The organism is Pseudomonas sp. GW822-FHT03F08, assembly GCF_058801265.1.
The window spans coordinates 122,480-146,775 of record NZ_JBXANC010000009.1; the positions used below are offsets into that span (position 1 = coordinate 122,480).

Consider the following 24,296-nt stretch of genomic DNA (forward strand, 5'->3'; position numbering starts at 1 on the left):
AGTGGATGTGAGCAAACGAGCCTTTAACTTCTGCGCAGGTCCCGCTGCGCTGCCTGAAGCTGTCCTGTTGCGTGCCCAGTCCGAGCTGCTCGACTGGCACGGCAAGGGTCTGTCGGTCATGGAAATGAGCCATCGTAGTGATGACTACGTGGCCATTGCCGAGAAAGCCGAACAGGACCTGCGCGACCTGCTGTCCATCCCCTCCAATTACAAAGTGCTGTTCCTGCAGGGCGGCGCGAGCCAGCAGTTCGCCGAGATTCCGCTGAACCTGCTGCCCGAGAACGGCACTGCCGACTATGTCGAAACCGGCATCTGGTCGAAGAAAGCCATCGAGGAAGCGCGTCGCTTCGGCAACATCAACGTTGCCGCCAGCGCCAAGCCTTATGACTACCTGGCCATTCCTGGTCAGAACGAGTGGAAGCTGACCCCGGGTGCGGCCTATCTGCACTATGCGTCCAACGAAACCATCGGTGGCCTGCAGTTTGACTGGGTTCCCGAGGCCGGTGACGTTCCGCTGGTGGTCGACATGTCCTCCGATATCCTCTCGCGCCCGATCGATGTGTCGCAGTACGGTCTGATCTACGCCGGTGCGCAGAAGAACATCGGCCCGAGCGGTCTGGTGGTGGTGATCGTCCGTGAGGACCTGCTGGGCCGCGCCCGCAGTTCGTGCCCGACCATGCTCGACTACAAGGTCTCGGCCGACAACGGTTCGATGTACAACACCCCGGCCACCTATTCCTGGTACCTCTCGGGCCTCGTTTTCGAGTGGCTGAAGGAGCAGGGTGGCGTCGCCGCGATGGAGCAGCGCAACAAGGCGAAGAAAGATCGCCTGTACGGCTTCATCGACAACAGCGATTTCTACACCAACCCGATCAGCATCAACGCCCGCTCGTGGATGAACGTGCCGTTCCGCCTGGCTGACGAGCGTCTGGACAAGGCGTTCCTGGCCGGCGCCGACGCCCGCGGCCTGCTCAATCTCAAGGGCCATCGTTCGGTCGGCGGCATGCGTGCCTCGATCTACAACGCCCTGGGCCTGGATGCTGTCGAGGCTCTGGTCGGCTACATGGCTGAATTCGAGAAGGAGCATTCCTGATGTCCGAGCAGGAGCTCAAGGCGCTGCGCGTTCGCATCGACAACCTCGATGAGAAGATCCTCCAGCTGATCAGCGATCGTGCACGCTGTGCCGAAGAGGTTGCACGGGTCAAGATGGCCAGTCTGGCCGAAGGCGAGCAGCCGGTGTTCTATCGTCCGGAGCGTGAGGCGCAGGTCCTCAAGCGTGTGATGGAGCGCAACAAGGGGCCGCTGGGCAATGAAGAGATGGCGCGGCTGTTCCGCGAAATCATGTCCTCGTGCCTCGCCCTCGAGAACCCGCTGAAAGTAGCCTACCTCGGTCCGGAAGGCACCTTCACGCAAGCGGCGGCCATGAAGCACTTCGGTCACGCGGTGATCAGCAAGCCGATGGCAGCGATCGACGAAGTGTTCCGCGAAGTGGCGGCCGGTGCGGTGAATTTTGGCGTGGTGCCGGTGGAGAACTCCACCGAAGGTGCGGTCAACCACACCCTCGATAGCTTCCTCGAGCACGACATGGTCATCTGTGGCGAAGTCGAGCTGCGGATTCACCACCATCTGCTGGTTGGTGAAAACACCAAGACCGACAGCATCAGTCGCATTTATTCCCACGCCCAGTCGCTGGCCCAGTGCCGCAAGTGGCTGGACGCCCATTACCCGAATGTCGAGCGCGTGGCGGTGTCCAGCAACGCCGAAGCGGCCAAGCGGGTCAAGGGTGAGTGGAACTCGGCGGCGATCGCCGGTGACATGGCGGCCGGGCTGTATGGCCTGACCCGTCTGGCCGAGAAGATCGAGGATCGTCCGGACAACTCCACGCGCTTCCTGATGATCGGTAACCAGGAAGTGCCGCCGACCGGCGACGACAAGACATCGATCATCGTGTCCATGAGCAACAAGCCCGGCGCGCTCCATGAGCTGCTGGTGCCGTTCCATGACAACGGGATCGACCTGACCCGGATCGAAACCCGTCCGTCGCGCAGCGGTAAATGGACCTACGTGTTCTTCATCGACTTCGTCGGCCATCACCGTGATCCGCTGATCAAAGGTGTGCTGGAAAAGATCAGTCAGGAAGCAGTAGCACTCAAGGTGCTGGGTTCCTACCCGAAAGCAGTTCTTTAAGGGGTGGTAGCAATGAGTGGCAACTTCCTCGCTCTGGCGCAGCCGGGCGTGCAACAACTTTCGCCATACGTTCCGGGCAAGCCCGTGGACGAACTGGCTCGCGAACTGGATCTGGATCCGGCGAGCATCGTCAAACTGGCGAGCAACGAAAACCCGCTGGGCGCCAGCCCGAAGGCGCTGGCCGCGATCCGCGAAGCGCTGGATGAGCTGACCCGTTATCCGGACGGTAACGGTTTTGCGCTGAAATCCCTGCTGGCCGAGCAGTGCCGTGTCGAGCTGAACCAGGTCACCCTGGGCAACGGCTCCAATGACATTCTCGAGCTGGTGGCGCGTGCCTACCTGGCGCCGGGCCTGAATGCGGTGTTCAGCGAGCACGCGTTCGCGGTCTACCCGATCGCGACCCAGGCAGTCGGGGCTCAGGCCAAGGTCGTTCCGGCCAAGGATTGGGGGCATGACCTGCCAGCGATGCTGGCGGCCATCGACGCCAACACCCGCGTCGTGTTCATCGCCAACCCGAACAACCCGACCGGTACCTGGTTCGGCGCCGAGGCGCTGGACGAGTTCCTGCAGGACGTGCCGGAGCACGTGCTGGTGGTGCTGGACGAGGCTTACATCGAATACGCCGAAGGCAGCGATCTGCCGGATGGTCTGGATTTCCTCGCGGCTTACCCGAACCTGCTGGTCTCGCGCACCTTCTCCAAGGCCTATGGTCTGGCGGCGCTGCGGGTTGGCTACGGTTTGTCCACGCCAGTGGTGGCGGATGTGCTGAATCGCGTACGCCAGCCGTTCAACGTCAACAGCCTGGCCTTGGCTGCGGCGTGTGCGGCGCTGAAGGACGAGGAATATCTGGCGCAGAGCCGTCAGCTCAACGAGTCCGGCATGCAACAGCTGGAAGCGGGTTTCCGCGAGCTGGGCCTGAGCTGGATTCCGTCCAAGGGCAACTTTATCTGCGTCGACCTCGGTCAGGTGGCGGCTCCGGTGTTCCAGGGCCTGCTGCGCGAAGGCGTGATCGTGCGTCCGGTGGCCAACTACGGCATGCCGAACCATCTGCGGGTGACCATCGGTCTGCCGGCGGAAAACAGCCGCTTCCTCGAAGCGCTGCGCAAGGTTCTGGCTCGTGGGTGATGTCACTGCGCTGCAATCTGCTGCACCTATGATCGGGCGCCTGGTGGTGGTCGGTCTGGGGTTGATCGGTGGTTCGTTTGCCAAAGGCTTGCGTGAAAGCGGTCTGTGCCGCGAAGTGGTCGGGGTCGATCTCGACCCGCAATCGCGCAGGCTGGCGGTCGAGTTGGGTGTGGTGGATCGCTGCGAAGAAGACCTGGTGGCTGCCTGCCAGGGCGCGGACGTGATCCAGTTGGCGGTGCCGATCCTGGCCATGGAAAAAGTGCTGGCCCGTCTGGCTGGCATGGATCTGGGGCAGGCGATCCTGACGGATGTCGGCAGCGCCAAGGGCAATGTGGTGCGCGCGGCGACCGAAGCGTTCGGCGGCATGCCGGCGCGTTTCGTGCCGGGTCATCCGATTGCCGGTTCCGAGCAGAGCGGGGTGGAAGCCTCCAACTCAGAGCTGTTTCGTCGTCACAAGGTGATTCTGACCCCGCTGGAGCAGACCGATCCGGCTGCGCTGGCAGTGGTTGATCACTTGTGGCGCGAGCTGGGTGCCGACGTCGAGCACATGCAGGTCGAGCGTCACGATGAAGTGCTGGCGGCGACCAGTCATCTGCCGCACTTGCTGGCCTTCGGTCTGGTTGATTCGCTGGCCAAGCGCAATGAAAACCTTGAGATCTTCCGTTACGCTGCGGGCGGTTTTCGCGATTTCACAAGAATCGCCGGAAGCGACCCGGTCATGTGGCATGACATCTTTCTCGCCAACCGCGAGGCTGTCCTGCGCACACTCGATACATTTCGCAGCGACCTCGACGCCTTGCGCGACGCGGTCGATGCAGGGGATGGGCACCAATTGTTGGGCGTCTTCACGCGCGCCCGGGTTGCCCGCGAGCATTTCAGTAAAATCCTGGCCCGCAGGGCCTATGTGGACGCTATGAATTCCAACGATCTGATTTTCCTGGCTCAACCTGGTGGCCGCCTGTCCGGTCGGATTCGCGTACCAGGTGACAAATCGATTTCCCACCGTTCGATCATGCTCGGTTCCCTGGCTGAAGGCGTCACTGAAGTCGAAGGCTTCCTCGAGGGCGAAGATGCCCTGGCGACCTTGCAGGCGTTCCGCGACATGGGCGTGGTCATCGAAGGTCCGCATCACGGCCGCGTGACCATCTACGGTGTCGGCCTGCACGGCCTGAAACCTGCGCCGGGCCCGATCTATCTGGGCAACTCCGGCACTTCGATGCGTCTGCTGTCCGGCCTGCTGGCCGCGCAGGATTTCGACAGCACTCTGACCGGTGATGCGTCGCTGTCCAAGCGTCCGATGAATCGCGTGGCCAACCCGCTACGGGAAATGGGCGCCGTGATCGAAACCGCTGCCGAAGGTCGTCCGCCGATGACTATTCGTGGCGGTCACAAGCTCAAAGGCCTGACCTACACCATGCCGATGGCCAGTGCCCAGGTGAAGTCCTGCCTGCTGCTGGCGGGTCTGTACGCCGAAGGCAAGACCACCGTGACCGAGCCGGCGCCGACCCGTGACCATACCGAGCGCATGCTGCGCGGCTTCGGCTATCCGGTGAGCGTCAACGGTGCTACGGCATCGGTTGAGTCCGGCGGCAAGCTGACCGCGACCCACATCGAAGTGCCGGGCGACATCTCGTCGTCGGCGTTCTTCCTGGTGGCAGCGTCGATCGCCGAAGGTTCGGAGTTGGTACTCGAACACGTCGGCATCAACCCGACGCGTACCGGTGTGATCGACATCCTGCGCCTGATGGGCGCCGACATCACCCTGGAAAACCAGCGTGAAGTGGGCGGCGAGCCGGTTGCAGACCTGCGCGTGCGAGCAGCTAAACTCAAAGGTATCGAGATTCCGGAAGCGCTGGTTCCACTGGCCATTGACGAGTTCCCGGTACTGTTCGTGGCGGCAGCCTGTGCCGAAGGGCGCACCGTGCTGACCGGCGCCGAAGAGTTGCGGGTCAAGGAATCGGACCGTATCCAGGTCATGGCGGACGGTTTGCTGGCGCTGGGCGTCAAGTGCGAGCCGACCCGGGACGGCATCATCATCGACGGCGGCCAGATTGGCGGCGGCGAAGTGCATGGTCATGGCGATCACCGTATCGCGATGGCTTTCAGCGTGGCCTCGCTGCGCGCCACTGCACCGATCCGCATCCATGATTGCGCCAACGTCGCGACATCGTTCCCGAACTTCCTGGCGCTGTGCGCGCAGGTCGGCATTCGTGTGGCGCAAGAGGCTCAGTCGTGAACAACATTGCTCCGGTCATCACCATCGATGGGCCAAGCGGCTCGGGCAAAGGCACCGTAGCCGGGATTCTGGCCAAGCGTCTGGGCTGGAACCTGCTGGATTCCGGTGCGCTGTATCGCTTGCTGGCGTTTGCTGCGCACAACCATGGTGTCGACCTGACCAATGAAGAGCTGCTGAAGAAACTGGCCGCTCATCTGGATGTGCAGTTCATCGCGGCGACCGACGGTCAGTTGCAGCGCATCATTCTGGAAGGTGATGAAGTCAGCGATGTCATCCGTACCGAGAGCGTCGGTTCCGGCGCTTCCCAGGTGGCTGCATTGCCGGCCGTGCGCGAGGCGCTGCTGCAGCGCCAGCGTGCTTTCCAGGAAGCGCCGGGCCTGGTGGCCGATGGTCGCGACATGGGAACGGTGGTATTTCCGAATGCGCCCTTGAAGATTTTCCTGACCGCCAGTGCCGAGGAGCGGGCGCGCCGTCGATATTTGCAGTTGAAGGGCAAAGTCGAGGGTGTTAGTCTGTCGAGTCTGCTAGATGAGATTCGTGCGCGCGATGAGCGTGATACCCAGCGAGCGGTGGCCCCGCTCAAGCCGGCGGCCGACGCGATACAGCTGGATTCCACGGAGTTGTCCATCGATCAGGTGCTTGAACGCATCATGAGCGAGATCGCCATTCGCGATATCGCCGGGTGACCAAGAAGGCCACAGGGGACCAGTCATAGTCCTGCGGTGCTTCTTTTTAATGAAACTAACCCACATCGTCTGGGATGTGGAGATGGGCGTACTTTTTCGCCCTAATCAACAGGAATTAAAATGAGCGAAAGCTTTGCGGAACTCTTTGAAGAAAGCCTAAAGACCCTGAACCTTCAGGCAGGCTCCATCATCACCGGTGTTATCGTTGATATCGATTACCAAGCTCGCTGGGTAACCGTTCACGCTGGCCTGAAGTCCGAAGCACTGATCCCTCTGGAGCAGTTCTACAACGACGCTGGCGAACTGAACATCAACGTCGGTGACGAAGTTCACGTTGCTCTGGACTCGGTTGAAGACGGTTTCGGTGAAACCAAGCTGTCCCGTGAAAAAGCCAAGCGCGCTGAATGCTGGATCGTTCTGGAAGCAGCCTTCGCAGCTGAGGAAGTGGTCAAGGGCGTTATCAACGGTAAGGTTAAAGGCGGCTTCACTGTCGACGTTAACGGCATCCGTGCGTTCCTGCCAGGTTCCCTGGTTGACGTCCGTCCAGTGCGCGACACCACGCACCTGGAAGGCAAAGAGCTGGAATTCAAGGTCATCAAGCTGGACCAGAAGCGCAACAACGTTGTCGTTTCCCGTCGCAGCGTCCTGGAAGCCGAGAACTCCGCCGAGCGTGAAGCTCTGCTGGAATCCCTGCAAGAAGGCCAGCAAGTCAAAGGTATCGTCAAAAACCTCACCGATTACGGCGCATTCGTCGATCTGGGTGGCGTGGACGGCCTGCTGCACATCACCGACATGGCGTGGAAGCGTATCAAGCACCCTTCCGAAATCGTCAATGTTGGCGACGAGATCGACGTCAAGGTTCTGAAGTACGATCGCGAGCGCAATCGTGTTTCCCTGGGCCTGAAGCAACTGGGCGAAGATCCATGGGTTGCTATCAAAGCCCGTTACCCAGAAAGCACTCGCGTTACCGCTCGTGTAACCAACCTGACCGACTACGGCTGCTTCGCTGAGCTGGAAGAAGGCGTTGAAGGTCTGGTGCACGTTTCGGAAATGGACTGGACCAACAAGAACATCCACCCTTCGAAAGTCGTACAAGTCGGCGACGAAGTGGAAGTTATGGTTCTGGACATCGACGAAGAGCGTCGTCGTATCTCCCTGGGCATCAAGCAGTGCAAGTCGAACCCATGGGAAGACTTCTCTGGCCAGTTCAACAAGGGCGATAAAATCTCCGGCACCATCAAGTCGATCACCGATTTCGGTATCTTCATTGGTCTGGACGGCGGCATCGACGGTCTGGTTCACCTGTCCGACATCTCCTGGAACGAAGTGGGCGAAGAAGCCGTACGTCGTTTCAAGAAGGGCGACGAGCTGGACACCGTTATCCTGTCGGTTGACCCAGAGCGCGAGCGTATCTCCCTGGGTATCAAGCAACTGGAAAGCGATCCGTTCTCCGAGTACGTCTCGGTTAACGACAAAGGCGCAATCGTTACTGGCACCGTGAAAGAAGTTGACGCCAAAGGCGCCATCATCGTTCTGGCCGACGATATCGAAGCGACTCTGAAAGCCTCCGAAATCAGCCGTGACCGCGTTGAAGACGCGCGCAACGTTCTGAAAGAAGGTCAGCAAGTAGAAGCCAAGATCATCAGCGTTGATCGTAAGAGCCGCGTAATTCAGCTGTCGATCAAGTCGAAAGACGATGCTGAAGAGAAAGAAGCCATCCAGAGCCTGAAAGCAGCTCCGGAAGGCGAAGCAGCTGACACCACTATGGCGGCACTGCTGCGTCAAGCAATGGCCAAACAGAACTGAGTTCTGTCTGATCGTTAAAAAGGGCGACTTCGGTCGCCCTTTTTTGTGCCTGCGATTTGGTGTGCTGGATTCCCCTGTTGCGCCTTGTGTGTGAAACCAAACTCTTCGCTTGGTGGTCTGTTTCTTTAATCGGATCAATCGCCTATTCGCGACTAAGCTTGGTCTTGGGTGTGCAGTAGTCGGGCTGTTGCCTGGCATAAGGAAGTGGATGAACAAGTTTATTCTCCTCATGGCTGTGCTGGTTTTGGCGGGTTGCACCACAAGTGCCAAAACCCACGCGGTGCGTGGTGTCAGCGGTATAGAGATCGACTGTTCCGGGTTGGGGTCGGGCTGGGAAAAATGCCAAAAGCGTGCGGCGAAGGAGTGCAAGGGGGCGGGTTATAAGGTGCTCACTCGATCTGATGAAGCAAAAGATGAAGATGAATTCCCTTTTGGCTTCAATCCCGCGGGTTACGTGACTCGGACCATGCTGGTGATGTGTCGCTGAGTGCCTGCTGGCGTGGATGTATGGTTTTTCGCCCTGAAAACGGGCGTTTTGACGCTGAAGAAGATATGTCAATCCCTGGGCTGTTCAAAATCTTCCGGGCATGCTAAAACCTTTCAAGCGCTGATCTAGCTGCTTGAAAAAGAAGGGAAAAATATGACGAAGTCGGAGTTGATCGAACGAATTGTCACCCATCAAGGGCTGCTCTCATCCAAAGATGTGGAGCTGGCCATCAAGACCATGCTTGAGCAAATGTCCCAGTGTCTGGCTACGGGTGATCGCATCGAGATCCGTGGTTTTGGCAGCTTTTCCTTGCACTATCGTGCGCCGCGGGTCGGCCGCAATCCGAAGACTGGTCAGTCTGTCAGCCTTGATGGCAAGTTTGTACCGCATTTCAAGCCGGGCAAGGAGTTGCGTGATCGCGTGAACGAAGAAGAGGAGGAGGGGGTTTGACAGCCACGACCTTTCAGGAGGGGGCCCATGCGTAACCTCAAACGCATGCTTCTTGGCGTTTTCATTCTTTTACTGATGCTGGTGATCCTGGCGTTTGTGCTGGAGAATCAGCAGTCCATTTCGCTGATGTTCCTTGGTTGGGCGGGGCCGCAACTTCCAGTATCTCTGGTGATGGTTCTCGCGCTGCTTCTTGGGATGCTCGTCGGTCCTGTTCTGGGCTGGTTTCTGGGACGCTCGTCCCGCGCTGCGCGCAAGCGCCTTGTCTGAAAACGACAGGCGCGGGACATCCATCGAATTTGCGGCGCTGCCTGTCTATATCCATTAGTAAAACGTTAATTAAGCTGTAAAATGCAGCCCTTGTTCGATGGTGGCTTCGTTACCACATAGATTCAGACTGACTCTGACGGAGGCCTGGGTTATGACGGCTTTCGCATTCATGGATTAGGCTGCGCTCGTTATGGGCGCGGTCCGCAGCTCAAGGGTATGGTTTCGCGTGAAAATTCTAGTAACCGGCGGCGCCGGATTTATCGGCTCGGCAGTCATCCGTCATATCATTTCCAACACTAACGACGCCGTCGTGAACGTTGACAAGCTGACTTACGCTGGCAACCTTGAGTCGTTGGTCGAAGTTAGTCAAAACTCACGTTATGCCTTTGAGCGTGTTGATATCTGCGATCGTGATCAAATTGATCGTGTCCTGCGGGAACACCAACCGGATGCAATCATGCATTTGGCTGCTGAATCCCATGTTGACCGTTCGATTTCCGGTCCGTCCGAATTCATCCAGACCAATATCATCGGCACCTACACGTTGCTGGAAGCTGCACGCCAATATTGGTCCGCACTGGACGATACTCGCAAAGCCGCGTTCCGCTTTCATCACATTTCCACTGATGAAGTGTACGGCGACCTCGAAGGTCCTGAAGATCTCTTCACCGAGACCACGCCTTATCAGCCAAGCTCGCCATACTCTGCCAGCAAGGCCAGCTCCGACCACCTGGTTCGTGCCTGGGCCCGTACCTACGGTCTGCCGACACTGGTCACCAACTGCTCGAACAACTATGGTCCATGCCACTTCCCTGAGAAGTTGATCCCGCTGATCATTCTCAATGCACTGGAAGGCAAGCCGCTGCCGGTTTACGGCAAGGGCAATCAAGTGCGTGACTGGTTGTACGTAGAAGATCATGCGCGTGCACTGTACAAAGTCGTCACCGAGGGTGTTATCGGTGAGACGTACAACATTGGTGGTCACAACGAAAAGCAGAACATCGAAGTGGTTCAAACCCTTTGCGCGCTGCTGGATGAACTCCGGCCGGATTCAGCTCATCGTCCACACGCAAGCTTGATTACTTATGTTCAGGATCGTCCGGGACATGATCAGCGTTATGCGATCGATGCGAGCAAGATTCAGCGTGAACTCGGCTGGGCGCCAGAGGAAACCTTCGAAACCGGTATTCGCAAGACGGTGGAATGGTATTTGAACAACGCGCAGTGGGTTGAACATGTGAAAAGCGGCAGTTATCAACAATGGATTGATCAGAACTACAGCGATCGCTCCCAAAAAGCATGAGAATCCTTCTTTTTGGAAAAAATGGTCAGGTGGGTTGGGAGCTGCAGCGCTCCCTGGCTCCGCTGGGTGAGCTCATCTCGATGGATCGCCACCTGCTCAATGGCCTGCAAGGCGACTTGTCGGATCCGGAAGCGCTGCGCGCAACGATCCGTCATCTGAGGCCGGATGTGATAGTCAACGCTGCCGCCTACAATGCCGTCGATAAAGCAGAGTCCGAAAAGGAACTCGCTACCCTGATCAATACCCAGGCCGTCGCCGTCATGGCGGATGAAGCATTGGCTCTGAATGCCTTGCTGGTTCACTACTCTACTGATTATGTGTTCAGTGGTGAGGGTGACTTGCCCTGGAAGGAAGACGACCCTGTTGCGCCCCTGAATCAATACGGAATCAGCAAGCGCGCCGGCGAAGAGGCAATTATTGCTTCCGGCTGTTCGCACTTGATCTTTCGTACGAGCTGGGTCTATTCCACTCGGGGCAACAACTTCGCGAAAACCATGTTACGTCTGGCCAAAGAGCGTGAGGCGTTAAATGTGATTTTCGATCAGCTGGGTGCGCCAACCGGTGCTGACCTGATTGCCGATGTAACGGCCCATGCCATTTTGAAAGTGAAGCAAAGTGCTGATTTGGCGGGTATCTACCATCTGGTTGCCGGTGGTGAAGTTTCCTGGCACGGCTATGCTTCCCATGTCATAGAATTTGCGCGAAAGATTGGCGAGCCATTGAAGGTGACTGAAGTAAACCCGATCGAGTCGACAGCCTATCCGACTCCCGCCCGTCGTCCCTTGAATTCACGCCTGAACACCCAGAAACTGCGAAATAATTTTGCCCTTCGCCTGCCGGAATGGCAAAGCGGCGTAAACAGAATGCTGATGGAAGTTTTTAATAAATGATCAAGACAAATCGAAAGGGAATTATTCTGGCCGGTGGTTCGGGAACACGCTTGCACCCGCTGACTCTGGGTGTTTCCAAGCAAATGTTGCCGATCTATGACAAACCGATGATTTTTTATCCGTTGTCCGTGCTCATGCTCGCAGGTATGCGAGAAATCCTGATCATTTCCACCCCTGAAGATCTGCCAAACTTTCGCAAGCTGCTCGGTGACGGTAGCCGCTACGGTATTCAATTGACCTATGCCGAACAGCCAAGTCCCGATGGTTTGGCTCAGGCCTTTATTATCGGTGAGGAGTTCATCGGTAAGGATCCGTGCTGCTTGATCCTCGGTGACAACATATTTTACGGTCAGCACTTCTCCGATAACTTGCGTTCCGCCAGCTCTCAGGAACGAGGCGCGACAGTATTCGGTTATCACGTTTCTGATCCGGAGCGTTTCGGCGTCGTTGAGTTCGATGCGTCTGGTCGGGCATTGAGCATCGAAGAAAAGCCGCTCAAGCCAAAGTCCAGTTACGCCGTCACCGGTCTTTATTTCTACGATAACCAGGTTGTCGATATTGCCAAGGGCATCAAGCCCTCCGAGCGAGGCGAGCTGGAAATTACAGACGTTAACCGTGCTTATCTCGAGCAACAAACCCTCAATGTCGAAATGCTCGGTCGAGGCTTTGCGTGGCTGGATACCGGTACTCACGACTCGCTGCTTGAGGCGAGCCATTTCGTGCATACCATCGAACACCGCCAGGGTTTGAAAGTGGCGTGCCTTGAAGAAATCGCGTACAGCAATGGCTGGATTACGTCGGATCAGTTGAGCGAGCAGGCAGAGGCTCTCAAGAAGACAGGCTACGGGCAATACCTGAAAAAATTGTTGGATTCGACTTCTTTCTGAGTCTGGAAAGTTCGGCATTCAAACAAAGCGTTCAATCCGTGCAAGCAGGAACGGCATGCCAGTAGAACATCCGAAGGTTGCAGTTTTACTGGCTGCCTACAATGGAACACCGTGGATTGAGGAACAACTTTCCTCAATCCTCAATCAATCAGCAGTTGATGTAACCGTTTACATCAGTATTGATCCCTCATCAGACGGTACGGAAGCGCTGTGCCGAGCGTACGCCAGTGAGCACCCCGGTGTGGTGATCCTCCCGGACTCCGGGCGATTTGGCGGTGCGTCGCGCAACTTCTTCCGGCTTATACGCGATGTCGACTTCGCTAAGTTCGACTTCATTGCCTTTTCAGATCAAGATGACATCTGGCATTCGAACAAGCTGCTTCGTGCAACACAAAGCATTGCAGAGCAAAGCGTTGATGCGTACTCCAGTAACGTCACTGCATTCTGGCCTGATGGCAAGACTGTCCTTCTGGACAAAGCGCAGCCACAGGTTGATCTGGACTATTTGTTCGAGGCTGCCGGGCCGGGTTGTACCTACGTAATGAGTAACGCTCTGGCGGGCTCTTTAAAGGTTTCAATGCTTGCGAACTGGCAGCAACTGCAAGGCGTCAGCCTGCATGACTGGTATTGCTATGCCTATGCGCGAAGCAACGGCTATCGCTGGTATATCGATCCAGGGGCATCTATGGATTATCGCCAGCACGAGCGTAATCAAGTCGGTGCCAATACCGGTCTACGACCATTGATTACTCGCTATAAAACCATCCATGACGGCTGGTGGTTCAGTCAGGTTGAACTCATCGCAACGTTGGTGACGCCTGAACAGGCGCCATCGGTAGTCAATACTCGGCAGTTGCGTGGGATGAAACTGGTCAAGCTTTCCTTCAGGGCCTGGCAATGCAGGCGTCGGGTAAGGGATAAGGTCTTCTTCTTCTTTATCTGTTGGGCTAGCGCATTGTTGGGGAGCAAGTCTTGAGCATCGTGCCAAAACCGAGCATTTTTGTGTCCGGTGCCAGCGGGTTTGTCGGGCAGCGGCTGGTCATGCGCCTGTTGCTCGATAAAAAATACACGCCTATCGCTGCCGCGCGTCGTGCTACGCAATTGCAGGGATTATGCCCCACTGTGTCTTTTGACATGGATAACCCGAGTCACCGGCCTGATTTGAATGGCGTGGATGTTGTTGTTCATACGGCCGCGCGAGTGCATGTGATGAATGAAACTGCCGAGGATGCCCTCGCTGAGTTTCGCAAGGTCAATGTTGAAGGAACCTTGCGACTGGCGAAGCAGGCAGCGGAAGCAGGAGTGCGGCGCTTCATTTTCATCAGTTCGATCAAGGTCAATGGGGAAAGCACTCTTCCGGGGAAACCGTTCAGCGCGGATGATGTGCCTGCTCCCCAAGACCCCTATGGAGTCTCCAAATACGAGGCCGAGCAAGCACTGAAACAACTGGCACTGGAGACTTCAATGGAGCTTGTGATCATTCGTCCTCCACTGGTCTATGGGCCTGGTGTCAAAGCCAATTTTCTGAATATGTTGCGCTGGCTCGACAGAGGTGTCCCACTGCCTTTAGGTGGCATACGCAACCAGCGAAGTCTGGTTGCGTTGGGCAATCTGGTGGATTTTATCGTCACGTGTATCAATCATCCTGCGGCGGCTAATCAGACATTTCTGGTTAGCGATGGTCAGGATCTCTCCACTCCTCAGTTATTGAACAGCCTTGCGAACGCTCTGGATAAGCGATCCCGGCTGATTGCCTTGCCAGAGTGGCTGATACTGTCTGTGGCGGCGCTGCTGGGCAAGCAAGCGGTTGCAAGTCGGGTCTGCGGTTCGCTGCAGGTTGACATCTCCAAGAACTATGAGTTACTGGGGTGGGCTCCACCGATACATTCAGATCGAGCCATGCGTCAGACGGCCATTCACTATCAGGAAGCATTGGTAAAGCACCGTGCCTGAAACCATGAAGATTCTGGATTCTCATTCTTCGGTGCCGCTGGTCGAATGGCGCTCTATGGATGTAACGCTGCTTGCTGACGGGAATGTTTTAAATGTGAAGCTTTGATTGAGTCTTGCTGTACGCGGCGAGATACTTCGGATTAACGGGTTAGACTATTTTTACTTTTATAGGTTATGTATGTCATTCAGCAAAATAAATTTCTGGATTGAAGGTGATATTTCGACGACAAGAATTGTTTCGCGTCTGCTGAATGATGTGAGTGGTGAAGATAACTGCGATACCCGCCTTCTAAGCACTGTCGGCTGGTCGTCCCTCGTCAGCGGTGTCAACATATTTTGTCGGATTTGTGATCCAAGATACGACTGGTTGCCGGTGTACTTGCGCGAGCATGGTATTCCCTATGCATATTACATTGATGACAATTTCTGGAAAATCACCGGCTCCGGAGCGTTGGCGCGTTATTATCAATCGGCAGAAGTCGTCATGTCGCTCGACGCTTTTGTTGAGAATGCCAGTTTCGTAATTACGCACAACAAAACATTCGCCGAATTTATCAATCGAAGATTTCCTGATGTGAAATGTGAGTTGTTGCCAGTCCCTTTTGACACTTCACTGATTCGTAAGATTGCAAAAAAACTTACAGTAAAACCTGCAAGGGACGCGGTGGTCGGGTACGCCGGTGGCTATAAGGAAGAAGAGTTTGCGCTGCTTCAGGAAGTGGTTGAGAAATTAGGAAAGGAGCGGCCTGAAATTCGCTTTGAGTTCATTGGTGGTGTTTCCGATGAATTGCGCAACTTGAATAATGTGCAGTGGTTTCCGGGTTTTTCGGACTATTCCAAATTTCTTGAGTTCAAAATGGGCCGAAACTGGACTGTCGGATTGGCGCCGTTGATGGAAAGTCAGTTCAACTCTTCCAAAACGAACAATAAGTTCAGAGAGTACGGTGGGTGCGGGATATCCGCTATCTATAGCAATACGACTCCCTATGTCGAGTGTGTAGTGTCGGAGCGCTCCGGCCTGTTGGTTGATAACAACGTCGACGATTGGGTGGAAGCTATCAAGCGCCTCGTTGATAGTTCTCAATTGCGCGATACGATAAAGGAAGAGTCCTTCAAGTATGTCGAATTGAACCATTCGCATGAATCGATTATTCCAGCCTGGCGCGAGGCGCTCGATAGAGTTTCTCATGATTCTGAATGCTTGATGTCCTCCAGGATTCGGTTCAACTATGTAAAACATTTCCATCTGAGTGGCATGTCACGCGTTGCCAAGCGAATGGAGGCCGCTACGGCGACTTCTATATATGGATTTGTCTTGAAAGGAAAGCTGAAGTCGCTTTTGAGCAGGGCGCCTGTTAGAAAAGTGGTAAGAACCTTTGCTTTTTTTGCGTTGATTGCTACCGGCTTGTATATCTTGAAGGCGAGTATAATGTGAGGAAAAAAACTGTTTTGATCGTCTGTAATGATGTCGTCGGGCTCAAAATGGCCGGACCGGCAATCAGATGTGTGGAAATAGCAAAAGTTCTTTCACAAAGCTTCGATGTTAAAGTGTATGCGCCAAAGGCTCAGCCGTTGGTTGACGTGTTGTTCGAAACAAAAAAGTTCTCGGATGCGGATTTCAAGTCGACAGCAGAAAATGCGGATTTTCTGATAGTTCAAGGTGACGCTTTAAGATCTCATCCTTTTTTAAAGGATTTAAAAGGTTGTCTTGTGGTAGACCTTTATTGCCCGGTTCCACTTGAATATCATCAGGCATCGGAAGGTGTAAGCCTTAATGTAAGAGGGATGACCAGCAATTTTTTATGCGATGTGCTGCTTGAGCAACTCGTGTACGGAGATCATTTCCTTTGTGCAAGTGAAAAACAGAGGGGATTCTGGCTGGGTGCACTGACGTTGGCCGGACGAGTCAACGCAGATCGTTGGCCGCAAGCGAGTCACGCCGATGTTTCCGACCTGATATCGCTGCTGCCATTTGGATTGTCGTCCCAGCGGCCGGAGCCGACCAGGCGAGCGATACGCTCAACCTTTAATATCCCCGCAGATGATTTTGTTCTTGTATGGGGAGGTGGGTTGTATCAATGGTTTGATCCATTGACGCCCATCAAGGCTGTCCATCGCTTGATTTCGGAAGGTGCACGAGTGCATCTCGTGTTCATTGGGGTCAAGCATCCAAATGCCAGTATTGCTCAGCATGATATGTGTGCTCGAGCAGTCGAACTGGCCACCGAGCTCGGGTTGATCGATAAGTTTGTTCACTTTAATTTTGGCTGGGTGGACTATGACGATCGCCATAATTTTCTGCTTGATGCAGATGCCGGTATAAGTTCTCACTTTGACAATCCCGAGACGCGCTTCTCGTTTCGAACTCGCATGCTGGATTATCTCTGGTGTGACTTGCCGATCATTGCAACACAAGGCGATGTGTTTGGTGATTCTCTGATTCCCGAGGGGACAGGCATATCCGTCGGTTTTGAAGACCTTGAGGGTTGGGTTCAAGCTATAACGGTCTTGATGACTGATAAAAGCGAGCATAAAAGATTCCAGGAAAACGTCCGCAACTATTCAGAAAGGTTTCGCTGGGACTCTGTAGTACACCCTTTGCTCGAAAGGCTTGGGACAATGACTGTTGCACCTGACCGATCACTGGTCCGGTCGCACTACGTCAGCGCCAATCAATCAACAGGTTTTTTCTTTCGTTTGCGACGTCGTTATGCTTCCGGCGGAGTTCTATCGATTTTTGCTGCTGTATGGAGACGTTTGCGTTAAATGAGGAGTTCCAGGTTTGAGGTCGTGTAGTTTGACGTTCCGTAACTATATAAATGGGCATGAGCATTCGAGTTTTATATGAAAAAACAAGTCCCATCTGTATGCGCAGTGATCATTACCTTCTTTCCAGATCTGGGCAACTTGAGGAATTTGGTCGAGTCTTTAAACGAGCAGGTCGATAGCATTGTCATTGTGGACAATGGGTCGTCGGATTCGATGGAGCTTTTTGTCAGCCAGCTAGACATTGAAAGCAAACCTGCTGTTCTCAGTCTTGGTGAAAACCTGGGTATCGGTCATGCGCAGAACGTTGGTATTGAATATGCCAAGACTTCCGGCGCTACCTACGTCGTACTGTTTGATCAGGATAGCTGCCCTGAGAAGAATATGGTTGTGAAGCTGCTTTCCGCAGCGAGGGAGCTGGAGTCATCTGGTGTTCCTTTGGCAGCGGTTGCGCCAGGTTACAAAGACTTCGATGGTGGCAGGTTGTCCAGTTTTGTACGTATCGGGTATTTCGGTTTTTCTCGAATAGACTGTGCTCCTGACAGCGGAGTCGTCGAGGCAGACTTTCTAATTTCCTCTGGATCGCTGATTCCCCTTTCGGCTATCGCCAAGGTCGGGGGCGTGGATGCGAGCCTGTTTATCGATCACGTCGACACTGAATGGTGCTTGCGCGCGAAGTCTATGGGACTCAAGCTGTTTGGCGTAAACGACGCGATCATGTTGCATTCGTTGGGTGATCGTAGAGCCAGATTCTGGTTTCTTCGTTGGCGAACCGTTCCGTACCATTCACCTTTCCGTTATTACTATATGTTCCGCAATAGCATTCTGCTTCAGCAAAGATCCTACATGCCGCTACGTTGGAAAATAGCCGACCTTGCACGATGCCTGAGAGCACTGGTTTTTTTTGGTATTTTTTCTTCGGATCGAATGGCGTGCGTTAAGATGATGCTTCGTGGCGCGCGGGACGGTATAGCCGGTGTCACTGGCAAGATGAAATAAGCGTTGTCGGGGGCGTCCGGTCATTCGGGTGTGTAAGGTAAGTGGCTTGCATCGTGATTTACGTGTATTGCGCTTAGAGTCATATCAAATATGAGTAGGTTTTATTTATGGTAGTTCTTGATATTGGCTGTGGAAGGAAGAAAATCACCGGGGCAATCGGCATTGACTTTTCTGCGATGAGCGATGCCGATATTACGCTCGATCTCAATAAGGAACGTCTCCCTTTTGAGGACAGCAGTGTCGATTTCATTTTTTCATCTCATACTCTAGAACATTTGACGATCGAAGGCTTTCTCCATGTTATGGAGGAGTGCTATCGGGTATTGAAGCCGGCTGGTCAACTCAAAATCGTTGTTCCTTATTTTACAACCACCGCTAACCTGGCCAATCCATTTCACAACAACAACATCTGTTTCAACGAACATACGTTTCGGTTCTTTTCCTCCGATTCGGAAACGGATGCAATGGCGAAGCACGAGTATGCTTCACCCAGTTGCCCGCATTGGGGGCTGAGATACTCTGCGAACAGTGAAATTGGTATTGAGTTCAAGACCTTGTCAGTATCCTATTTCTACTTTCCAGAATATGTGGACTCTTCCGACGAGGAGAAATTTTTGGCGCGTTCCTCGAAAATGAACGTGGTGGATCAGATCGCCTATTCCCTGGAAGCAGTCAAACCTTGTCCTGTGCGTCCTGAAACAGGTCCTGTCGGGACCAAGGATGATCCGTTTGCGTTTGTTGAGCAGCAGCTCCAGCACATAAACAATCAAATCGCCTATCTTGAAGCAAGAGAAGTGGGTGAGTCAGAACTCCGTACTGCGAAAAGTGTAGTGACCACTACGAGAAAAGACGGAAGTATTTTCAGTGTTGACGGGGTTCTGACGCCAGTCAACTTCCTGGTTTATGAGCTAGATGCCGTCATTCAGGATCTTCGTCGCAAGATTGATGCTCTGGGGTAGTCGAGCCAAGACGCTACGATCAGCTGTCTCGCACCTCTAAGTCCCGACAGAATGCTTACTGTTTTTAGTGAGCAAGATGCCGGGATTTTTTGATTCCGTTTGTATTAGACCGAATGAAACGCTCGCCGAGGATCTCGCCGGTGGGTAGGTGGCCGCCTGTCCGGATTCAGGATAGGGGCGTGGCGGTGTTGCTGCGCCCCCTCCCAACCACTCCTCCGTACAGGGCAAGCAGAGACAGAGCCTTGTCGGAAGGCGGATGGTTTTGTTCACCCGGCGCCCTGCACGACGGTACAATTCAGAAACTATTTAGCCAAGCCAGAGGATTGTCTGCAATGGGTTATATCAAGGAGCACTGGGGCTATTTGACCGGTGCAGGTGCGTATCCGGGCGTCGATTGCTTAAGGGCGCTGGCGGTTGCGCTTGTTGTTCTCTACCACTTCCATTTGTTTCCTGTCGGTTGGATAGGCGTAGACATATTTTTTGTACTGAGTGGTTTTTTGATCGGTGGAATTATTCTCGATAAAACAACATCGGGTCGTTTCGATTTTGTGGAGTTTTACAAGAAGAGAGCTTTACGAATACTTCCAATTTATTATTTTATAATGCTTTTGTGTTTTGTGTTGAAAGCGGGTGGGGTGTTCGATTTTATAGCTGTAAAAAGCATGCTTTCGGGGATGTTGTTTCTGCAGACTACGGGGCCTTACTTCTTTCCGGGCTATTTCAATATCAATGAGGCTTACATCCCAGGTGGCTCGTGGAGTCTGGTCATTGAGGAAATGTTCTACCTGATTGCTCCATTGGCGATTGTCTTGGTTTCTTACCTTTCGGGTAAAAAGCCATGGCCGATGCTGGTCGCGCTGGTGGTTGCTTATCTTTCAGGTATTGCAGTGCGGGCGGCAATGACATCGGGCTTTGCACCCGATGATTCCAGTTGGTACTTCGCAAGCTTTATTCAGTTCCATTCTCGATATGATGAGCTGGCAGTCGGTGTTCTGGCGGCGGCTTACTTAAGGTTTGCACGTGATGTAAGATCGCAATCGGCGTGGTGGATTTCGGCGGCAATTATTCTGAGTTTTCTTTTTCTTGTGTATATCTATGGAAACCCTGAGTTTCTTGCGAGGCCGTTCCTGATAACGCGAGACACCCTCTGGCTGCCAACACTCCTGGGGGCGATAGGTGCTTGTTTTGTGCTCGGTGCTTACTGGATGCCTCTACAAGCAAAACCCATTGTGTTGCTTGCCAGGTTGTCGTACCCGCTTTACCTGGTTCATATATTGTTTCTTGAGATCACCAATAGGTACATCGGTGGCGGTTTGCTCAAGTGGTTGGCTGATACATTTACCGAACACGGTTTGTCTATAATCCGGATAGTAATCTGTGTTTTTCTTTCTTATCTTGTTTCCTTGTTGGTGGAGTATCCATTTATCAGGATGTACAAGAGGAAAGATAGCAAGAGGGTAAGCAAGGAGGGGATGGAAGTGGCTCCCGTGTAAGCCGGTTTCTCGTCCTTAACATTCTGCTCATGGAGCAGTTCGTGGTCGGAGCGAATCGCGACGTGCATGGGAAACTTGGCCGGGAAGGGTGAACTTCCTCCTCGGCCAAGGTGCTAACTGTTTACGCGGTTCTTGACAGGATTTCGATCATGGCTTCTTGAATGCCTGCTTCTCGAAGTCTGTTTTTATAGGCATCAATATCATAATTTGCTCTGAAGAACTCTACAGTTCTTGAGTGCGCATCGATAGACGCGTAGCACGCACCGGGAATTCTGTCCCTGGCCTGGCCTACAGAACCCGGGTTGACGATGACTCCGCTTCCGGCTGGCCGTTGCATTGGATGGTGCGTGTGTCCGAGCACCAGGTAGTCCATTGCGTCGGGCCAGGCAAAGCCTATCTCCGTATCCTTATAGATGTACTCTTCAGCGTTATGTGGGCTTCCGTGCGCTACATACATGGCTGTATCGACAGGCGTGCTTTTTTCATCGGTCGAAAAGCGCAGTTCCAGAGCGTCCGGGAGTGATGAAAGCCATTCCAGATTCTCGTCGGTCAGCGATTCTCGTGTGCTCTGTATTCTGTACTTCGATTCTCGGCTATCGGAATAGCTGAGCTCGCCCAGTACGTATTTGTCATGATTGCCTTTGATGCAATGTACTTTGCGTTCTCGCAGTAACCGGCAAACCTCGTTCGGCTCGGTGTAGTAGCCCAGGAGGTCGCCAGCGCAAACGATATCCGCCGAGGGCGGTATTGAGTCCAATACCGCTTGCAGGGCGGGGAGGTTGGCGTGTACATCGGCAATGATGTACACGGGCTCTCCACGATAAGGTAACAGCAAGGGGAGGCTGCTCATTATTCGAAGTACAGCTCTTCGTAGTAGCGCAGGAATCGGCCAGACTGTGCAATCTTCCAGCCGTTGAAAGGTTCTTGTTTAACGATGTTGTATACAAAGGCTGCGCACGAGTTGTAGCCGTAGTATGCCTTGGAGGCCTCGGTTGAACTCAAACGACCATTGATTTCAAACAAAACGGGACCGGTTTCGGTCTGGATCAACTGAACGTTGAAGTGGCCAAAGTCCAAGCCTTCTTCAATCAGTGCCTTGCCGATATTATTCAGATAAGAGGAAATGCTTTCATCCAGAACGATTTCACCATACGAGGTGGCGCCGTCCGGCGTCAGTGTTCTCTTGAAAATGATATGGTTGATTTCTTTGGTGTAACGGTCAACGTAGCAACCGCAAGTGTACTCGTTGCCTGTCAACAGTTCTTGAACCAGGAAGGAGTCAACTTTGATGTTTTCTTCCGCGATCAGCTTCTTGGCTTCAGCAAGCCCGGAAACCTTATAGATGCTGCGAGAAGAGGAGCTATGGTTCGGTTTGATTACAATCGGGCCGGAGATGTTGCCGGACTCCAGGTACTCACTCAGCGAACTGGTCTTTGGAACTCTGATGCCATGTCGCTCCAGCACGGCTGACGTGGAGACCTTGTCCATGCAGATGTCAGTGATGCTAGAGGAGAGCGTTGCGGCTCGCAGTGTTTCATCGCGATAGTTGGCTACCGCCGCCAGCTCGTGCTGGGTGCCGGAGAACACAATTTGAATGTCGTGTTCTTTTACATAGTTTCGCAGGTGGCTGTGATACTCAGGGGATGCCGCCAGAGGAAATATAGGCGTCTTGACTACAGGTGCTGAGGGCAGGGAAAAAAAGCGTCCGGCACCCAGCTCTTCACTGTTGGCGAAGTGGATGTTCAGAGGCTCGCCAAAGTCGTGAAATGCCAAGGCCTTGTAAATGCTCTGTCCCATTACAGAGCCCGCACCGGTAATCAGAATATTCATGTTCTATGTTAAACCTGTAAATTGATTTCTTCGACATAGCCAGCGAAAGCACTTTTGAAAGAGCTCCACTGAGGGGTATAGCCTGGCAGGATTGTCGGCTGCATGGTTCTGACATCAAAAGCCGACAGATCATTTTCTATGTGTTTGTTGATGACTTCCAACCCGGTCATTTCGGCTGCCAGCGCCACGATTTCAGCAATGCTGGCAGAGTCCGGGTAGCCAGTGTTCAGAACGCGTGTTGTCGATGCCAGATCAAATCCGTCTGTCGCAATCCATTTCAGTAATTGGACCAGTTCAGTGATGTGGACATACGTGCGTCTTTTGAGGCCTGCACCGTACTGAGCGAGACTGCTCTTCTGACGGATGCCTTGCTCGATCGCCTTGAAGAAGTTTCCGTGTTTCTGGCCTACGCCAAAGACATCGGCAATTCTTACCGAGACAAAGGGGACTCTGATCAGATCTTCGAACAGTTTTTCGCCGAAGACCTTGGAGGCAGAGTAGTAATCGTTGCAGCGCAGCTTGTCGCCAGTGCGGCAGTTCAAGGCGTAGGGGTAGACGTTGTTGGTGGAAGCGTAGATCAAGCCACGATGTTTTTCGTTGACCTGTTCCAGTACCAGCGTGTCGATGAGGGTGTTTTCAGAAAGTGCGCTGCTTGTATTGTTCATGTTTGCTGCAAGATGAACAATCAATGAGCCAGCTGGAAGTTGAGTAAAGTCAGTCTCAACAAAATCTGGAGTCTCGAAAGACTCCAGAAATTTGCTTCCGACATATCCGGTTGATCCGGTTACCGCAATGCGGTAACCGGCTGAATATTTGCATCGGAGATTCATGGTCAGAGACCCGCTTGGACTACTTTCTTCAGCGTCTCTACGATGACCTCTACGTCATTCTTGGTAACGCCCATGTGCATCGGCAGAGAGATCAGCTCATTGCTGGCCTTGTGTGCGGCAGGGCATTTGCCGGCACCCGAGCTGTACATGCGGTATTCGGTGTTGTCGCGATAGTGCACGCCTGGGTAGATTTCGTGTTCGTTCAGAGCCATCAGGACTTCATCGCGTTTTGGTACGCGAACCTGGAACAGGTGACGAGACGATTCGCAGCCTGGCGAAACCAGAACAGGCTCGATCAGTGTTTCGCCTTCCAGGGCTTCCAGGTACCAGTCGGCCAGTTGGCGGCGATAGGCGTTGTCGCGGTCAAGGTACTTCAGCGAGACCAGGCCGATGGCGGCCATGATGGAGTTGCCGTGATATTTGAAGCCCAGCTCTTCCACGTCGTACTTCCATTTGTAGGCACCCTGGCTGGCGGTGCGTGCAAATGTGTCCTTGTTGATCCCGAGCCATGCCAGCTTGCGCGCACGTTCGTCGTCTTCCTTGTCGCGGAAGCAGATCATCCCGGAGTCGGCAGTCGCCAGGTTTTTTACGGCCTGGAAGCTGAATACGGTGACGTCTGCGTCGTGGCCAACGTGCTTGCCGTCAACGCGGGTGCCCGCCATGTGAGCGGCGTCCAGAACGACCTTGATGTCGCGATCCTTGCACAGCTTGAGCACTTTTTCGTACTGGCCGACGTTACCGCCCAGGCCTACGAAGATGATCGCCTTGGTCTTGTCGGTGATCTTGCGCTCTACATCGACCGGGTCAAGGCAGAGGTATTGGTCGACATCAGCGAAAACCGGGGTGAGTTCGGCTTGGATGATCGCGTGGTTGGTCGATACGAAGGTCAGCGCCGTAGTGATGACTTCGGCATCGTCGCCCCAGCCATACTTCGTCTTCATCATGTGGAATGCCAGGTGCAGACCAACCGTGTTGGAGCTCAGGAAATGCGCATGCGGCAGGCCTGTGTAGGTTTTCCAGGCCTCTTCCATTTCGACTGTCTTGAAGCCCAGACCGGTCCAGCCTTTTTCCAGGCATTCGCGGATGCCTTCAAGGCATTCGTCGACTCGGAAGTTTGGAACAAAAAGTTGCGTTGCCACAGT

Annotated in this window: 23 protein-coding genes; 19 read left to right on the top strand and 4 right to left on the bottom strand. The window is 54.0% G+C overall.

Features of this window, described 5'->3' with window-relative positions:
• Window positions 1-7 precede the first annotated feature (7 nt).
• The 19 genes from serC to AC1RME_RS22610 all read left to right on the top strand — a co-directional run bounded on the left by serC (window position 8) and on the right by AC1RME_RS22610 (window position 20,494).
• On the top strand, window positions 8-1,093 hold the full coding sequence (gene serC / locus AC1RME_RS22520; protein WP_096821019.1) for a 3-phosphoserine/phosphohydroxythreonine transaminase: 1,086 nt from the start codon (window positions 8-10) through the stop codon (window positions 1,091-1,093).
• Window positions 1,093-2,187, top strand: a complete 1,095-nt coding sequence (gene pheA, locus AC1RME_RS22525; protein WP_007950913.1) for a prephenate dehydratase — start codon at window positions 1,093-1,095, stop codon at window positions 2,185-2,187. The genes serC and pheA overlap by 1 nt, the downstream gene beginning before the upstream one ends.
• Window positions 2,188-2,199: 12 nt before the next feature.
• Window positions 2,200-3,312, top strand: coding sequence for a histidinol-phosphate transaminase (hisC, locus tag AC1RME_RS22530; RefSeq protein WP_007950914.1), 1,113 nt, complete (start codon window positions 2,200-2,202; stop codon window positions 3,310-3,312).
• A 28-nt stretch (window positions 3,313-3,340) separates the two neighbouring features.
• On the top strand, window positions 3,341-5,548 hold the full coding sequence (locus AC1RME_RS22535) for a bifunctional prephenate dehydrogenase/3-phosphoshikimate 1-carboxyvinyltransferase (RefSeq protein ID WP_255261925.1): 2,208 nt from the start codon (window positions 3,341-3,343) through the stop codon (window positions 5,546-5,548).
• On the top strand, window positions 5,545-6,234 hold the full coding sequence (gene cmk / locus AC1RME_RS22540; RefSeq protein WP_011335369.1) for a (d)CMP kinase: 690 nt from the start codon (window positions 5,545-5,547) through the stop codon (window positions 6,232-6,234). The genes AC1RME_RS22535 and cmk overlap by 4 nt, the downstream gene beginning before the upstream one ends.
• Window positions 6,235-6,354: 120 nt before the next feature.
• Complete coding sequence (gene rpsA, locus AC1RME_RS22545; protein ID WP_007950918.1) at window positions 6,355-8,040, top strand: 30S ribosomal protein S1; 1,686 nt, start codon at window positions 6,355-6,357, stop codon at window positions 8,038-8,040.
• Window positions 8,041-8,248: 208 nt separating this feature from the next.
• On the top strand, window positions 8,249-8,527 hold the full coding sequence (locus AC1RME_RS22550; protein ID WP_096821021.1) for a hypothetical protein: 279 nt from the start codon (window positions 8,249-8,251) through the stop codon (window positions 8,525-8,527).
• A 153-nt stretch (window positions 8,528-8,680) separates the two neighbouring features.
• Entirely contained in the window at window positions 8,681-8,977 is a 297-nt protein-coding gene (gene ihfB, locus AC1RME_RS22555) for an integration host factor subunit beta (RefSeq protein ID WP_003189779.1), read from the top strand.
• A 27-nt stretch (window positions 8,978-9,004) separates the two neighbouring features.
• Window positions 9,005-9,244, top strand: a complete 240-nt coding sequence (locus AC1RME_RS22560) for a lipopolysaccharide assembly protein LapA domain-containing protein (RefSeq protein WP_096821022.1) — start codon at window positions 9,005-9,007, stop codon at window positions 9,242-9,244.
• A 226-nt stretch (window positions 9,245-9,470) separates the two neighbouring features.
• Window positions 9,471-10,547, top strand: coding sequence for a dTDP-glucose 4,6-dehydratase (rfbB, locus tag AC1RME_RS22565; RefSeq protein ID WP_176504853.1), 1,077 nt, complete (start codon window positions 9,471-9,473; stop codon window positions 10,545-10,547).
• Complete coding sequence (gene rfbD, locus AC1RME_RS22570; protein ID WP_096821024.1) at window positions 10,544-11,437, top strand: dTDP-4-dehydrorhamnose reductase; 894 nt, start codon at window positions 10,544-10,546, stop codon at window positions 11,435-11,437. Before rfbB ends, rfbD begins: the two co-directional genes overlap by 4 nt.
• Window positions 11,434-12,324: a glucose-1-phosphate thymidylyltransferase RfbA gene (gene rfbA, locus AC1RME_RS22575; protein ID WP_192558662.1), complete on the top strand. Its 891-nt coding sequence runs from the start codon at window positions 11,434-11,436 to the stop codon at window positions 12,322-12,324. Before rfbD ends, rfbA begins: the two co-directional genes overlap by 4 nt.
• 55 nt (window positions 12,325-12,379) lie before the next feature.
• Window positions 12,380-13,300 carry a glycosyltransferase gene (locus AC1RME_RS22580; RefSeq protein ID WP_096821026.1) on the top strand — a complete coding sequence of 307 codons (921 nt, stop codon included), beginning with the start codon at window positions 12,380-12,382 and terminating at the stop codon, window positions 13,298-13,300.
• A gap of 5 nt (window positions 13,301-13,305) precedes the next feature.
• The gene (locus tag AC1RME_RS22585; RefSeq protein WP_096821148.1) at window positions 13,306-14,277 is read left to right on the top strand and encodes a UDP-glucose 4-epimerase family protein; all 972 of its coding nucleotides are present in this window, start codon (window positions 13,306-13,308) and stop codon (window positions 14,275-14,277) included.
• Between the two features lie 178 nt (window positions 14,278-14,455).
• On the top strand, window positions 14,456-15,712 hold the full coding sequence (locus tag AC1RME_RS22590; RefSeq protein WP_141401783.1) for a glycosyltransferase family protein: 1,257 nt from the start codon (window positions 14,456-14,458) through the stop codon (window positions 15,710-15,712).
• Window positions 15,709-17,043 carry a glycosyltransferase gene (locus tag AC1RME_RS22595; protein WP_493091758.1) on the top strand — a complete coding sequence of 445 codons (1,335 nt, stop codon included), beginning with the start codon at window positions 15,709-15,711 and terminating at the stop codon, window positions 17,041-17,043. The genes AC1RME_RS22590 and AC1RME_RS22595 overlap by 4 nt, the downstream gene beginning before the upstream one ends.
• Window positions 17,044-17,121: 78 nt before the next feature.
• A complete protein-coding gene (locus AC1RME_RS22600) occupies window positions 17,122-18,042 on the top strand; it encodes a glycosyltransferase family 2 protein (protein WP_493091759.1) in 921 nt (306 codons plus the stop codon).
• Between the two features lie 107 nt (window positions 18,043-18,149).
• Window positions 18,150-19,001, top strand: coding sequence for a class I SAM-dependent methyltransferase (locus tag AC1RME_RS22605; RefSeq protein WP_096821030.1), 852 nt, complete (start codon window positions 18,150-18,152; stop codon window positions 18,999-19,001).
• A gap of 179 nt (window positions 19,002-19,180) precedes the next feature.
• Complete coding sequence (locus AC1RME_RS22610; protein ID WP_493091760.1) at window positions 19,181-20,494, top strand: acyltransferase family protein; 1,314 nt, start codon at window positions 19,181-19,183, stop codon at window positions 20,492-20,494.
• 121 nt (window positions 20,495-20,615) lie between these two features.
• Here the strand turns inward: AC1RME_RS22610 and AC1RME_RS22615 are convergent, their stop codons facing one another.
• From AC1RME_RS22615 to AC1RME_RS22630, 4 genes are read right to left on the bottom strand one after another with little or no spacing between them, the layout of a single operon-like run.
• Complete coding sequence (locus AC1RME_RS22615; protein ID WP_176504854.1) at window positions 20,616-21,302, bottom strand: metallophosphoesterase family protein; 687 nt, start codon at window positions 21,300-21,302, stop codon at window positions 20,616-20,618.
• Between the two features lie 41 nt (window positions 21,303-21,343).
• A complete protein-coding gene (locus AC1RME_RS22620) occupies window positions 21,344-22,324 on the bottom strand; it encodes an ATP-grasp domain-containing protein (protein WP_096821033.1) in 981 nt (326 codons plus the stop codon).
• Window positions 22,325-22,332: 8 nt separating this feature from the next.
• A complete protein-coding gene (locus AC1RME_RS22625; protein WP_493091761.1) occupies window positions 22,333-23,154 on the bottom strand; it encodes an NAD-dependent epimerase/dehydratase family protein in 822 nt (273 codons plus the stop codon).
• 2 nt (window positions 23,155-23,156) lie between these two features.
• The gene (locus AC1RME_RS22630; RefSeq protein ID WP_096821035.1) at window positions 23,157-24,293 is read right to left on the bottom strand and encodes a DegT/DnrJ/EryC1/StrS family aminotransferase; all 1,137 of its coding nucleotides are present in this window, start codon (window positions 24,291-24,293) and stop codon (window positions 23,157-23,159) included.
• Between the last annotated feature and the right edge of the window lie 3 nt (window positions 24,294-24,296).

Excerpts from the sequence above, each read along its gene's own strand:
- pheA (WP_007950913.1), top strand. The coding sequence starts at position 1,093 with ATGTCCGAGCAGGAGCTCAAGGCGCTGCGCGTTCGCATCGACAACCTC.
- hisC (WP_007950914.1), top strand. The coding sequence starts at position 2,200 with ATGAGTGGCAACTTCCTCGCTCTGGCGCAGCCGGGCGTGCAACAACTT.
- AC1RME_RS22535 (WP_255261925.1), top strand. The coding sequence starts at position 3,341 with ATGATCGGGCGCCTGGTGGTGGTCGGTCTGGGGTTGATCGGTGGTTCG.
- rpsA (WP_007950918.1), top strand. The coding sequence starts at position 6,355 with ATGAGCGAAAGCTTTGCGGAACTCTTTGAAGAAAGCCTAAAGACCCTG.
- AC1RME_RS22550 (WP_096821021.1), top strand. The coding sequence starts at position 8,249 with ATGAACAAGTTTATTCTCCTCATGGCTGTGCTGGTTTTGGCGGGTTGC.
- ihfB (WP_003189779.1), top strand. The coding sequence starts at position 8,681 with ATGACGAAGTCGGAGTTGATCGAACGAATTGTCACCCATCAAGGGCTG.
- AC1RME_RS22560 (WP_096821022.1), top strand. The coding sequence starts at position 9,005 with ATGCGTAACCTCAAACGCATGCTTCTTGGCGTTTTCATTCTTTTACTG.
- rfbD (WP_096821024.1), top strand. The coding sequence starts at position 10,544 with ATGAGAATCCTTCTTTTTGGAAAAAATGGTCAGGTGGGTTGGGAGCTG.
- rfbA (WP_192558662.1), top strand. The coding sequence starts at position 11,434 with ATGATCAAGACAAATCGAAAGGGAATTATTCTGGCCGGTGGTTCGGGA.
- AC1RME_RS22580 (WP_096821026.1), top strand. The coding sequence starts at position 12,380 with ATGCCAGTAGAACATCCGAAGGTTGCAGTTTTACTGGCTGCCTACAAT.
- AC1RME_RS22590 (WP_141401783.1), top strand. The coding sequence starts at position 14,456 with ATGTCATTCAGCAAAATAAATTTCTGGATTGAAGGTGATATTTCGACG.
- AC1RME_RS22600 (WP_493091759.1), top strand. The coding sequence starts at position 17,122 with ATGAAAAAACAAGTCCCATCTGTATGCGCAGTGATCATTACCTTCTTT.
- AC1RME_RS22605 (WP_096821030.1), top strand. The coding sequence starts at position 18,150 with ATGGTAGTTCTTGATATTGGCTGTGGAAGGAAGAAAATCACCGGGGCA.
- AC1RME_RS22620 (WP_096821033.1), bottom strand. The coding sequence starts at position 22,324 with ATGAATATTCTGATTACCGGTGCGGGCTCTGTAATGGGACAGAGCATT.
- AC1RME_RS22625 (WP_493091761.1), bottom strand. The coding sequence starts at position 23,154 with ATGAATCTCCGATGCAAATATTCAGCCGGTTACCGCATTGCGGTAACC.